This window comes from Pseudoduganella ginsengisoli, from assembly GCF_009720865.1.
GTDB classification, from domain to species: Bacteria; Pseudomonadota; Gammaproteobacteria; order Burkholderiales; family Burkholderiaceae_D; genus Rugamonas; species Rugamonas ginsengisoli.
Map to the genome: position 1 here is coordinate 224,352 of NZ_WNLA01000001.1, position 12,637 is coordinate 236,988.

At 60.6% G+C, this 12,637-nt stretch carries 10 protein-coding genes; 9 read left to right on the forward strand and 1 reads right to left on the reverse strand.

Annotated features, from left to right (window positions below; genetic code table 11):
- The first annotated feature begins 150 nt into the window (after positions 1-150).
- From GM668_RS00995 to GM668_RS01035, 9 genes are all read left to right on the forward strand, one after another.
- The gene (locus GM668_RS00995) at positions 151-1,764 is read left to right on the forward strand and encodes a POT-type proton-dependent oligopeptide transporter (RefSeq protein ID WP_155437068.1); all 1,614 of its coding nucleotides are present in this window, start codon (positions 151-153) and stop codon (positions 1,762-1,764) included.
- A 167-nt stretch (positions 1,765-1,931) separates the two neighbouring features.
- Complete coding sequence (locus GM668_RS01000; protein WP_155437069.1) at positions 1,932-2,903, forward strand: ABC transporter substrate-binding protein; 972 nt, start codon at positions 1,932-1,934, stop codon at positions 2,901-2,903.
- A 12-nt stretch (positions 2,904-2,915) separates the two neighbouring features.
- On the forward strand, positions 2,916-3,734 hold the full coding sequence (locus tag GM668_RS01005; protein ID WP_155437070.1) for an ABC transporter permease: 819 nt from the start codon (positions 2,916-2,918) through the stop codon (positions 3,732-3,734).
- A gap of 2 nt (positions 3,735-3,736) precedes the next feature.
- Positions 3,737-4,534 (forward strand): ABC transporter ATP-binding protein, encoded by a 798-nt coding sequence (locus GM668_RS01010; RefSeq protein ID WP_155437071.1) that lies wholly within the window; start codon positions 3,737-3,739, stop codon positions 4,532-4,534.
- A 20-nt stretch (positions 4,535-4,554) separates the two neighbouring features.
- Positions 4,555-6,342, forward strand: coding sequence for a sensor histidine kinase (locus GM668_RS01015; protein WP_155437072.1), 1,788 nt, complete (start codon positions 4,555-4,557; stop codon positions 6,340-6,342).
- Between the two features lie 2 nt (positions 6,343-6,344).
- On the forward strand, positions 6,345-7,760 hold the full coding sequence (locus tag GM668_RS01020; RefSeq protein WP_155437726.1) for a sigma-54-dependent transcriptional regulator: 1,416 nt from the start codon (positions 6,345-6,347) through the stop codon (positions 7,758-7,760).
- Positions 7,761-7,962: 202 nt separating this feature from the next.
- The gene (locus tag GM668_RS01025) at positions 7,963-10,707 is read left to right on the forward strand and encodes an alpha-1,6-glucosidase domain-containing protein (protein WP_155437073.1); all 2,745 of its coding nucleotides are present in this window, start codon (positions 7,963-7,965) and stop codon (positions 10,705-10,707) included.
- An 85-nt stretch (positions 10,708-10,792) separates the two neighbouring features.
- Positions 10,793-11,296: a glycoside hydrolase family protein gene (locus GM668_RS01030; RefSeq protein WP_155437074.1), complete on the forward strand. Its 504-nt coding sequence runs from the start codon at positions 10,793-10,795 to the stop codon at positions 11,294-11,296.
- A gap of 35 nt (positions 11,297-11,331) precedes the next feature.
- Positions 11,332-11,730 (forward strand): hypothetical protein, encoded by a 399-nt coding sequence (locus GM668_RS01035; RefSeq protein ID WP_155437075.1) that lies wholly within the window; start codon positions 11,332-11,334, stop codon positions 11,728-11,730.
- 16 nt (positions 11,731-11,746) lie between these two features.
- Here the strand turns inward: GM668_RS01035 and GM668_RS01040 are convergent, their stop codons facing one another.
- On the reverse strand, positions 11,747-12,583 hold the full coding sequence (locus tag GM668_RS01040; protein WP_155437076.1) for a DUF2306 domain-containing protein: 837 nt from the start codon (positions 12,581-12,583) through the stop codon (positions 11,747-11,749).
- Positions 12,584-12,637 lie beyond the last annotated feature (54 nt).

Genomic DNA, 12,637 nt, shown 5'->3' on the forward strand with positions numbered 1-12,637 from the left:
ATTGCAAATAACGGCCATCCCCGCGCCGCCATCAAGTAGTCAAACTACATAAAATTTTCAAACCGTAGCGTTCCTGCAACTTGCATATACCGGTTGCCAACGGCAACCCATCCGGCATAGCATCGCGGTCAGTTGAAATATGGAGGTTATATGGCCAACCCTGCTGTACAAGCGGCGCCCGTAGAGGATCAAGAGTCCGGCAACGGACCGCTGCCCCGCCAGATCCCGTTCATCATTGCCAATGAGGCGTGCGAACGGTTCAGTTTTTACGGGATGCGCAATATCCTGACGCCATTCCTCGTCAGTACCTTGCTGCTATTCCTGCCACAGGCGGACCGCGCCAGCGAAGCCAAACACGTGTTCCACACGTTCGTGATCGGCGTGTATTTCTTCCCGCTGCTGGGCGGCTGGCTGGCCGACCGCTTCTACGGCAAGTACAACACGATCTTTTGGATGAGCCTTGTTTACGTGGCCGGCCACGCGTGTCTCGCCTTCTTTGAAGACAACCTGCAAGGCTTTTACTTTGGCTTGTTCCTGATTGCGCTCGGGGCGGGCGGCATCAAGCCGCTGGTGTCGGCCTTCGTCGGCGACCAGTTTGACAAGACCAACAAGAAGCGCGCGAAAGTCGTCTACGACGCGTTTTACTGGTCGATCAACTTCGGTTCCTTCTTTGCGTCGCTGTTGATGCCGCTGTTCCTGAAGAACTATGGCCCGGCCGTGGCCTTTGGCATTCCCGGCTTGCTGATGGCCGTGGCGTGCGTGGTGTTCTGGGCCGGCCGCAAACGCTATGTGCACGTGCCGCCTGCCGCACCGAATCCGGATTCGTTTACGCGCGTGGCCCGCACTGCGCTGCTGGCGCAAAAGCCTGGACAGGGCCGTCCTGGCCTGGCCGTCGCCATCATCGGCGTGGCTGGTGCGATCGCCTCGCTGTGCATGACGCCATCGTGGGGCTTCGTCATTGCCGCCTGCCTGGCGCTGGTCTTGCTGCTGGCGTTTGGCGGTATCGGTACCGGCATGCAGCTGGAGCGCGCGCGCGGCTTGCACCCGGATTATGCGGTGGAAGGCGTGCGCGCCGTGCTGCGCATCCTGATCGTGTTTGCACTGGTGACGCCATTCTGGTCGCTGTTCGACCAGAAAGCTTCCACGTGGGTGCTGCAGGCAAACAATATGGTCAGCCCGATGCTGTCCGTGTTCGGCTTCGAATTCCAGCTGCTGCCGGCGCAAATGCAGGCCGTGAATCCTATTCTCGTGATGCTGCTGATCCCTTTGAATAACCTGCTGTTCTTCCCCGTGTTGCGCAAGATCGGCGTGGAGCCGACGCCGCTGCGCCGCATGACGGCCGGCATGGTGTTTACCAGTTCAGCGTGGATCGTCATCGGCTGGGTGCAGCTGCAAATGGATGGCGGCACGCCGATGTCGATCCTGTGGCAATTGCTGCCCTATGTGCTGCTGACCATGGGCGAAGTGCTGGTATCGGCCACCGGCCTGGAATTCGCGTACAGCCAGGCGCCGGCATCGATGAAGGGCTCGATCATGAGCTTCTGGATTTTGACCACGACGGTCGGCAACCTGTGGGTGTTGATCGTCAATTCCAGCGTGAAGAATGACGCGGTGCTGGGGCATATTGCCAGCAGCGGGTTCGGACTGATCGCGTTCCAGATGTTCTTCTTTGCCGGGTTTGCACTGTTGACGGCGCTCGTGTTCGGGTTCTATGCGACCAAATACAAGATGGTTGATAACTATCGCGTGGAAAAGCAGGCTTAAATTCCTCCCGCCACGGCGGAAAACCGCACGCATTATTCTGGTTTTCCGCCCTGCCCGCGCCCCCTTCCGGCGCGGGCTTTTATAAATCAAGCACTTAGCATTTCACATCAAGCTGGCACGCTTGCTGCTCTATAGCTGGTCATACCAACCACAAAATGGAGACCAGCATGTCACGTATCCGTGCCACCATTCTCGCCGCCGTCCTCGCCGCTGCCGCCGCCACCGCCGGCGCCGAAGAAGTCGTCCGCCTCGGCAACCTGAAATTCGCCCATTACGGCGCCGTCTCGTATATCAAGGAAATCGCCCCCAAGTGCGGCATCAAGGTCGAAGAACACATCTTCGCCAAAGGCCCGGACGTCATGCAAGCGATCCTGGCCGGTGAACTGGACGTGGGCGCCACGGCATCCGAAGCGGCGATCCAGGGCCGTGCCAACGGCGCGCCGATTTACGTGGTGGCAGGTTTCGCCAAAGGCGGCGCGCGCCTGGTCGCGCGCCCCGACAGCAACATCAAATCCGTCAAGGATTTAAAGGGTAAAAAAGTCGGCGTCACGCGCGGCGGCATCCATGAAGTCTTGCTGGTGGCGGAACTGGCGCAAGCCGGCCTGACCGCCTCTGACCAGCCGGGCAAGGATGTGCAGCTGGTGTTCCTCGCCTTTGCCGACTTGAACCAGGCGCTGATGGGCAAGAACCTGGACGCCATCATGCAAAGCGAACCGCAATCGTCGCAAGCCATCAACAAAGGCTATGGCGTGGAAGTCATGAAGCCGTACGACACGCCGATCGGTGAACCGGTGCGCACCATGGTCATGAGCGAGAAATTCTATAAAGACCGCCGCGCCACCGCTGCCCGCTTCATGAATTGCTTCGTGCTGGCCACCAAAACCTTCATCGACAGCAAACAGACTGCGGAAAAATACGTGCGCGAATCGCTGTTTAAAAACCAGATCACGGCAGACGATTTCCAGGACGCGATTGCCAATTCACCCTACACGTACGACATCACGCCGCAGCACATCCAGGTCACGACGGACGTCATGGCCCGCTTCGGCACGGGCAAGATGCGCGTGCCGCCACTGGCGAAAGACTGGGTGAAAACCGATTTGCTGGACGACGCCAAAAAAAGCCTCGGCATTAAATAAGGAGACGCGATCATGAACAAAGACATAAAAAGTGTCGCGACAGGCGCCGTCGCGCCGGTCGCCATTATCGCCCTGTGGCAGGCTGCCGCCACGCTGGGCCTCGTGAATCCGCAAGTGCTGCCATCGCCGCTGGCGGTCATACAAAAGTGGATTGAATATGCGCTGCCATTGCAGGCTTACGATGCCATGCAGAGTTCCTGGCTGATGTGGGCCCTGTCCGGCGAGCTGTGGGCCGACACGGTCGGCAGTATGTACCGCGTGCTGCTGGGCTTTGCCATCGGCGCAGGACTGGCGCTGCCATTCGGCCTCGTGATGGGCGCCAGCAAGCGCGCCTATTCGTGGTTTAACCCGCTGCTGCAAGTGCTGCGCCCGATTCCGCCGATTGCGTATATCCCGCTGTCGATCCTGTGGTTCGGTCTTGGCAATGCACCGGCCGTGTTCCTGATTGCCATCGGCGCGTTCTTCCCTGTCCTGATGAATACCATTGCCGGCGTGCGCCAGGTTGATGGCATTTATATCCGCGCAGCCCGCAACCTCGGTGTCAGCCAGCGCGCCATGTTTGTGCGTGTGATGCTGCCCGCTGCCGTGCCGTACATCCTGTCCGGCGTACGGATCGGCATTGGTACCGCCTTCATCGTGGTGATCGTCTCCGAGATGATCGCCGTGAACAATGGCCTGGGTTTCCGCATCCTTGAAGCACGCGAGTACTTCTGGTCCGACAAAATCATCGCCGGCATGATCAGCATTGGCTTGCTGGGTTTGATGATCGATATCGGCATGAATAAATTGAACAACCATTTGCTGCGCTGGCACCGCGGCCTGGAGAACTGATCATGAACAAAAACCATATCCAAGTCCGTGGCGTGAACAAGGTATTCTCGACGGGCGGCCGCGACGTGGTCGCGCTGAAAGACATCAACCTGGAAATCCCGCAAGGCCAATTCGTCTGCCTGCTGGGCCCATCGGGCTGCGGCAAGTCGACGCTGCTCAATGCGATTGCCGGCTTCTCGCTGCCATCAACAGGCGAAATCATGGCCGATGGCCACTTGGTGACGGGCCCCGGCCCGGAGCGTGGCATGGTATTCCAGGAATATGCGCTGTTCCCGTGGATGACCGTGGAAAAGAACATCGCGTTTGGCCTGGAAATCAAAGGCATGGCGCCGCAGCGCATCAATGAAACCGTGGACCAGCTGCTGCGCATGCTGTCGCTGACGGATTTCCGCCACCGCTATCCGAAGGACCTGTCCGGCGGCATGCGCCAGCGCGTGGCGATCGCCCGCGTACTGGCGCTGGATTCGCCGATCATGCTGATGGATGAACCCTTCGGGGCGCTCGATGCGCTGACCCGCCGCAATTTGCAGGATGAATTGCTGCGCATCTGGGCGGAACTGAAGAAGACCATCATCTTCGTCACGCACAGTATCGAAGAAGCAATCTACATGGCGGACCGTATCATCGTCATGACGTACCGCCCCGGTACCGTGAAGCGCGACATGATGGTGGAGTTGCCGCGCTTGCGCGACCCATCGTCGTCCGAGTTCAATGCGCTGAAGCGGGAACTGGGCATGCTGGTCATGGAAGAGCAGCAGCGCCACCACAATGATGAAATGCGGATGGCGGCAGTCGATTGAACGCAATGTAAAATCAGGGCATGCGAACAAAACCGCACACTCCGCTTACTTCCCTGGCGATCATTGCCGCCCTGCTGCTGGTGGCGGGTGCGTACGCGCTGGGGGCATTGCGGGCGCGGGCTGATTTGCTGGAACAGGGAGGGCGCCAGCTGGAACTGATGGCGCCCGACCTGCAGTCAGCCATCGACAAATATGAAACCCTGCCCTTCGTGCTGGGTTTCCAGCCTGATTTGGCGGAAGCCATCGCGCACCCCGGCGACGCGGCCATCATTGCGCGCCTGAACCGCACCCTGCAGACCATCCAGCGCCAATCGCAGGTCGGCGCGATTTACCTGATGGACCGCAGCGGCCTGACTTTAGGGTCCAGCAACTGGGACCAGCCTACTACTTTCGTCGGCAAGAATTTTTCATACCGGCCGTATTTCAGCGAAGCACAGCGCGGCCGTCCCGGCCTGTTTTATGGCATCGGTACCGCCACGGCGGAAGCGGGCTATTTCATCGCGCAACCCGTGTACCGCGACAGCACGGACGGCGGGCCCGTGGCAGGCGTGGTGGCCGTGAAAATCAGCCTGGCTGACTTTGAACAGACGTGGCGTTCCAGCGAACATACGATCGCGCTGGCGGACCGGCACGGCGTCATCTTCCTCAGCAACCAGCCGGACTGGCGCTACCGCAGCCTGCGTCCGCTCGACAAGGGTGCGCAGCAAGAACTCGCGCAAACGCAGCAATACGCGGGGCAGCACATTGCCTCGCTGCCGCAGCCGTTGCCGGAATATGCGGTGCGCCCGGTCGGCAAGCTGGGATGGCAATTGATGCTGTTCCCGTCGCAAGTGCGGGTGCAGCGCGCGGCGCTGCTGTCGGCGGCCGGCATGGCGCTATTGCTGGCCTGTGGCGGCGCATTATGGTGGGCGCTGCACCAGCGGCGCCGGCGCCTGGAAGAACAAAAGGAATCGCGCGCCGCGCTGCGCCAGGCGGCGCGCGACCTCGAACTGCGCATCGCCGAACGCACGGCGCAACTGCAAGCCACCAACTCCGACCTGGAAGGTAAATACGCCAAGCTGCAGCAAACGGAACACATGCTGCGCACCACGCAAAATGAACTGGTCCAGGCAGGCAAGCTGGCCATGCTGGGCCAGATGGCGGCAGGGATCACGCATGAATTGAACCAGCCGCTGGCCGCCATCCGCGCCTTTGCCGACAATGCCCGAACGTTCCTGGCAAGGGGCCGTCCCGAACAGGCCGATGCCAACCTTGGCCACATCAGCGACGCCAGCGCGCGCATGGGCGCCATCATCAGCCAGTTGAAAGGCTTTGCGCGCAAGGATGAAGCCATTACGCAAGTGAACCTGGCGCGCTCCGTGCAGGCGTCGGCACTGCTGGTTGATAACGATTTCAAACGGCGCGGCGTGGCGCTGGAAACGGGCGATATCGGCGGCAACAGCATTACCGTGGCGGGCGACGCCGTGCGCATTGAACAAGTGCTGATCAACCTGCTGCGCAATGCGCTCGACGCCGTAGCAGGCATGGAAGAAAGCCATCCCCGCGCCGTCACTGTCACGCTGGCGCGCGCGGATGGATGGGCGGAAGTGCGCATCAGCGACACCGGTCCCGGCATACCGGAACAGGTGGCCGCGCATTTGTTTGAACCGTTTTACACAACGAAACCATCGGGCCAGGGCCTGGGACTGGGCCTGGCGATTTCCTCATCGATTGTGCAAGCGATGAATGGCCAGCTGGCGGCGCAAAATCTTCCGCAAGGCGGCGCGCAATTCATCTTGCGCCTGCCCTTGCAGGCAAACGAACCATGACTATGCAAGCGATACTGATAGAAGACGAAGCCGCGCTGCGGCTGGCGACACAGCAAACGCTGGAACTGGGCGGCTTCACGGTGCAAGCCGCCGCCAGTGCGGAAGCGGCGCAGGCGCTGCTGCGCGCGGATTATGAAGGCGTCATCGTGACGGACGTGCGCCTGCCCGGCAAATCCGGGCTGGACGTACTGGCACAGGTTACGGCGCTCGATGGCGAACTGCCCGTGATTGTCGTGACGGGCCACGGCGATGTGGAAATGGCGGTGGCCGCCATGCGCGCCGGCGCGTACGACTTCATTGAAAAGCCGTTTGCGGCGGAACGCCTGCTCGATGCCGTGCGGCGCGCGCAGGAACGCCGCACGCTGGTACTGGAAAACCGCCGCCTGCGTTCGGACCGCGCGCTGCATCCCGACACGCCGGATTTGATTGGCCGTTCAAGCGCCATGGAACGCTTGAAAACCCTGGTGCGCAACGTCGGGCCGGCCGGCGTCGATATCCTGATCAATGGCCAGACGGGCACCGGCAAGGAAGTGCTGGCGCGCGTGCTGCATGCGGCCAGTGGCCGCAAGGGCAACTTCGTCGCCATCAATTGCGGCGCGCTGCCAGAATCCGTATTTGAGAGCGAGATCTTCGGCCACGAAGCGGGCGCCTTTACGGGCGCGCAAAAGCGCCGCATCGGCAAGCTGGAATATGCGAATGGCGGCACCGTCTTCCTCGATGAAATTGAAACCATGCCGCTGGCGCTGCAAGTGAAATTGCTGCGCGTGCTACAGGAGCGCAAGCTGGAACGCCTGGGCGGCAATGAGGGCATTCCACTCGATTGCCGCATCATCGCGGCCAGCAAAGCGGATTTGCTGTCGCTGTCCAGCCAGGGTTTGTTCCGCGAAGACTTGTATTACCGCATCGGCGTCGTAACCTTGGACTTGCCCCGGCTGCGCGACCGGCGCGACGATATTCCACTGCTGCTGGCGCACTTTGTGCAGGAAGCGGCGCTGCGCTACCAGCGGCCCGTTCCAACGTGGAGCGCTGAGCAAATGGCGGCGTGGCAGGCAGCGGAATGGCCGGGCAACGTGCGGGAATTGCGCAACTTCGCGGAACGGCTGGTGCTGGGCGTGGTGCAGATGGCGCCTGCCGCGCCGCTGGCGGCGCCCGCGTTTGTCACGGCGGGCATGCCGCTTTCACCACCCGTTGGCGCCTCGCCGGATGCCGTGGCCAGTCCCGTTACCGGAGACAATGCAGCGTCGTTGCCGCAGCAAGTCGACGATTTCGAACGCACGCTGATTGAACGGGCGCTGGCTGCCGCAGGACATAACGTGGCGCTGGCAGCGGATAACCTGGGCGTGCCGCGCAAGACGCTATATGACAAGTTGAAGAAGTATCAGATCGGAACGGGACGCAAGTATCAACCTGATGCATAGATACACCAAACCATAGAAGAATATCGCATCTATACACCAATATATAAGGGAATAATCCGCGTGAACAGAAATTGGCAGAAACAGGTGAAAAAGATGCCAGCCCTGCCATTAAGTAGTAAAGCTACATAAATTGCATTACCATATGGCGGTAATTTGCGTTTAATTTCCAATATTTGTAGCGATACTACCGAGGAGACACCCCATGCCAGCATCCCTGCAGCGCGCCCCAGCGCCTTCCGTCCGACTCTCGCTGGGCGCCGTACTGGTGCTGTCTGCCTTTGGCGCCCAAGCGCAGCAAGCCATGCCGCAATCGGCTTGCGATGCTCCCCACCAGACGGTACTGCAAGCGGCTGCGGCAAAATACGACGCGCGCGCCATATGGCTGGACCGCAAGTTGCTGAAGTGGCCCGGCGCCGATGCCACCGCGTCTTACCAGCTTTATTACTCGGCAGCGGGCGCCGTCAACGCGGCGGCAGGCGGCAAAGTCGCCGGGGCTGACGGTTCCGTGGCGCTGGAGCGCTTTGCGGGCCAGCCCGATGCCGCCACGGTACAGCGCTTCAAGTACGTGGCGGATGGCGCAGTCTTGTCGCTGCCGGCCAGTGCCGATGCAGGCAAACTGCTGAAGCAGCAACTGGTGCTGGTACAGCAGGGCCCGGATGGCACGGTGATCGATGCCACGGCGGTGCAAGGCGCCGGTGCGCTGGATGACTTGTATGCGGCTGCGGAAAAAGTCACGGACCTCGGCGCCGCCCCTGCCCGTGGCGCCACGCGCTTCAAGCTGTGGGCGCCCACGGCGCACAATGTGGCGGTGTGCACGTACGACAATGGTTATGCCAAGGCGTCCGCCATCGAACCAATGCGCTTCGATGCGGCCACCGGCGTGTGGAGCGCCAGCCGCCACGCCGATTTGTCGGGCAAGTATTACCAATACGTGGTGGACGTAAACGTGCCGAACGTGGGGCTGGTGCGCAATCTCGTCACCGACCCGTATTCCGTCAGCCTGACCACGGACTCGCAGCGCAGCTACATTGCCGACCTGGATGCGCCGAAACTTAAACCGAACGGCTGGGACAAGGTGGCAGCGCCGAAGAAAGTCGCCGCGCCGACCGACATGGCCGTGTACGAATTGCACGTGCGCGACTTTTCCATCAACGATGCGACTGTCAGCGCCGCCAACCGGGGCAAGTACCTGGCATTCACGGAAACCCAATCCAACGGCATGAAGCACCTGGCTGCGCTCAGTAAAGCCGGCATGACGGACATCCATTTGCTGCCTGTGTACGATCTCGGCTCCGTGCCGGAAAAAGGCTGCGCCGTGCCGCAACCTTCCGGTGCGGCCGACAGCGACAGCCAGCAAGCGCTGGTTGGCAAGACCCGCCATACCGATTGCTACAACTGGGGCTATGACCCGTTCCACTACAGCGCACCGGAAGGCAGCTATGCGACGGACGCCGCCGACGGCGCGCGCCGTATCGTGGAATTCCGCCAGATGGTGATGGCGCTGCACAAGGCCAATCTGCGGGTCGGCATGGACGTCGTGTACAACCACACGTACCGCGCAGGCCAGGATAAACAGTCGGTACTGGACCGCATCGTGCCCGGCTATTACCACCGCCTCAGCGACAAGGGCGCCATTGAAATGTCGACGTGCTGCTTTAACACAGCCACGGAAAACCGCATGATGGCCAAGCTGATGATTGATTCGGCGGAACTGTGGACGCGCCATTACAAGATCGATTCGTTCCGTTTCGACCTGATGGGCCACCAGCCCCGTGCCGCGATGGAAGCGCTGCAAGCGCGCGTCAACAAAGTGGCGGGCCGCCCGGTGCAATTGATCGGCGAAGGCTGGAATTTCGGTGAAGTGGAAAGCGGCAAGCGCTTCGTGCAGGCGTCGCAACTGTCGCTGAACGGCAGCGCCATCGGCACCTTCAGCGACCGTGGCCGCGATGCCGTGCGCGGCGGCGGCGCAGGCGACTCCGGCAAGGATATGTTTGCACGCCAGGGCTTTATCAATGGCCTCGTGTACGACCCGAATGCGGAAGCGCCGCAGCGTCCAAAAGAAGATTTGCTGCGTGCTGCCGATATGGTGCGCCTGGGCCTGGCGGGTACGCTGCGCAGCTATCCACTGCCGACGTACCAGGACAAAATTGTGGAAGGCCAGGCCATCGATTACGCAGGCCAGCCGGCCGGCTATGCGAGCGAGCCATCGGAAGTGGTCAACTACGTGGAGAACCACGATAACCAGACGCTGTACGATGCCAATGCCTTGAAACTGCCTGCCGCCACCAGCAGTGCCGACCGCGCCCGCGTACAAGTGCTGGGCGCCGCCATCAATGCGTTCAGCCAGGGTGTGGCGTACTTCCACGCGGGCCAGGATATCCTGCGTTCGAAATCCCTCGACCGCAACAGCTTTGAATCAGGCGACTGGTTCAACCGCCTGGACTGGTCGTACCAGGACAATTACTTCGGCACAGGCTTGCCGCCACAGGAAGACAATGGCAAGGATTACGCGCTGCTGAAGCCCGTGCTGGCCAATTCCGCCATCAAGCCCACGCCTGCCGATATCGCGTTTGCCCGCGATGCCTTCCGTGATTGGCTGAAGATCCGTTCCAGTTCCTCGCTGTTCCGCATGCGTACAGCAAGCGACATCAGGCAGCGGCTGCATTTCTTCAATACGGGATCCATGCAGGTGCCGACCGTGATTGCCGCGCGTATCGAAGGCGCGGGTTACCCGGGCGCGGGCTTCAAGACTGTCACGTACCTGATCAACGTGGATAAAGTTGAACAGTCCGTTACTGCGGAATCTGAAAAGGGCAAGCGGTACAAGCTGCATCCGGTGCTGGCAGCGCCTGGCGCAGCGGACAAGCGCGCGAAGGAGGCACGCTATGATGCGGCGAGCGGCAAATTCACCGTGCCAGCGCGGACGGCTGTGGTATTTGTCGAGTAATACGCGTCTTTGACGCTGGCCAAAGCGCAGTTGGCCGACAGCTCTACAGTTGGGGTTCTTTCCCATAAACAACTGAGGAAGAGTTATGTCCGCCAACAGCGCCGCGGCACTAAAACCATCATTTAAATTCAGTTCAACCGCCCGCACCCGACTGCGTCTGCGCGAAAGGGAAGTTTATAAATATTACGACGACATGGGGCCGGGCCGCGGCAATTGCACATGGGGCGCCGGCATTCTTGCGCATCGCGGCCCAAGCACGCAGGAAGAACTCAACACACCAGTAACTCCAGCCGCAGTTGATGCCGAGTTTGCATCCCGCGTCACTGAAGCAGAACAAACCGTCCGCAACGCAATCACCCACCAACCGCTGACACAAGACCAATACGACGCGCTGGTCAGCTATACCTATAACCTGGGCCAGCGGGGCGCATCAAAGGCGCTTGAACTGATCGATGACGGCGATTTCGACGGTGCGGTCGCGGAAATGAAGTCAATGATCAGGGTAAAGGTCAAAACAGGAGTTAAGCCAGTCATTGCCCATGGTCTGGTCACGCGGCGGGCCGAAGAGAGCGCACCATTTCGCAAATAACCATGCGCCCTATTACATACTTGGCGGTTACCATCATGGTGACTGTTCCATATGTCAGCCGTGCTGCGCCAGCAACCGGCACCGATATCCATGGCAAGTGGCGCGTCGTGTCGGTTCTCGATTCTGCTGAAATTACCGGGGTTTCAGAGCAGCGTGCGCGCTCTTATGTCGGCCAGGTACTGCATATCAATGCAGATGGTTTCCGCTTCCAAAATATGACGTGCAAAAGACCGAGCTTTGCAGAGAGCGAACAGGAAACCGCTCATTACCTGCGGAAGTCCTGGCATGCGCGATCGGGAAATCTTGGACTACCCGATCGCGTGACAGTCATCGATGCACGTTGTACCGACGTTTTCCTCAAGGGCGGCGGGGTGATTGTCTTTAACTGGAAAGGCTACTTTCTGGAAGCCGCCAAAGTGACCGGGAATCCATAGCCATCGCGCTCCTGAACTACAAGCGTGGCAGCCACATTCCCATCGCTGCCACGCCAATCCCAATGGCCATGGCGCCAGTCAGTACCAGCATCAGTAATGACATCGCCAGCCGCGCTGCCACACCACCGTGCGCCTGCACCCGCAAATACAACTCAAGCACGGCCAGCGGCACCAGGAACTGCGCAAACGACAGGAAATCCAGGAATGGCCCCGTAAAGGTTTTTGGGTCAAAACCGGCCGGCCCTTTGTTCACGAAAACCCAGAACATCAGCCCCACGCGGAAGAACCACACGGCGCTCACTACCAGGAACAGCCGCAGGGCCCAGCGCCGATGTTCGTTCAACTGGCGCCGGCGCGCGTGATGCACCACCATTGCCGCGCTAAACAATATCAACACTGCGGCGATACTGATGCCGGTGTGCTGGACAGCGTGGCCTGCTTCACTCCGGAACCACACCATGTACAAGCCCGTCAGGCTGCCGATCACCGCCAGCGTGACATAAATCCGCCCGCTCCACCGGTGCACGCGCGGCGCCACGCTACGCACGCAAGGCATCAGCTGCAGCGCTCCACAGAGCATGACAACGGCGGCAAGCAGCATGTGCGCTCCCAGCGCCACATTGCCCGCCGTGTCGCCCGCAACATACCCATGTGGCAGTACCTTGTTCCAGTCCTGCGGCATCCCCCGCACCAGGGCGCCGCCATAGAATGCAACGGCATAATACGCAAACAGCCATTGCCCCGCGATGGCAACGCCACACCATAGCCTGACGGCTTGCTGCAGCAAACGGCTGGCCGATTGCAGGGACAGATAATCAGTGGCCGGCTGGCCGGGAGACAAAACAGTGGACATGAGGTAGCTCCGTCAATGAAGGTAAGGAAATCATAGACAGCGGCCGCGGGACGA

Excerpts from the sequence above, each read along its gene's own strand:
- GM668_RS01030 (WP_155437074.1), top strand. The coding sequence starts at position 10,793 with ATGTCCGCCAACAGCGCCGCGGCACTAAAACCATCATTTAAATTCAGT.
- GM668_RS01000 (WP_155437069.1), top strand. The coding sequence starts at position 1,932 with ATGTCACGTATCCGTGCCACCATTCTCGCCGCCGTCCTCGCCGCTGCC.
- GM668_RS01005 (WP_155437070.1), top strand. The coding sequence starts at position 2,916 with ATGAACAAAGACATAAAAAGTGTCGCGACAGGCGCCGTCGCGCCGGTC.
- GM668_RS01025 (WP_155437073.1), top strand. The coding sequence starts at position 7,963 with ATGCCAGCATCCCTGCAGCGCGCCCCAGCGCCTTCCGTCCGACTCTCG.
- GM668_RS00995 (WP_155437068.1), top strand. The coding sequence starts at position 151 with ATGGCCAACCCTGCTGTACAAGCGGCGCCCGTAGAGGATCAAGAGTCC.
- GM668_RS01020 (WP_155437726.1), top strand. The coding sequence starts at position 6,345 with ATGCAAGCGATACTGATAGAAGACGAAGCCGCGCTGCGGCTGGCGACA.
- GM668_RS01010 (WP_155437071.1), top strand. The coding sequence starts at position 3,737 with ATGAACAAAAACCATATCCAAGTCCGTGGCGTGAACAAGGTATTCTCG.
- GM668_RS01040 (WP_155437076.1), bottom strand. The coding sequence starts at position 12,583 with ATGTCCACTGTTTTGTCTCCCGGCCAGCCGGCCACTGATTATCTGTCC.
- GM668_RS01015 (WP_155437072.1), top strand. The coding sequence starts at position 4,555 with ATGCGAACAAAACCGCACACTCCGCTTACTTCCCTGGCGATCATTGCC.
- GM668_RS01035 (WP_155437075.1), top strand. The coding sequence starts at position 11,332 with ATGGTGACTGTTCCATATGTCAGCCGTGCTGCGCCAGCAACCGGCACC.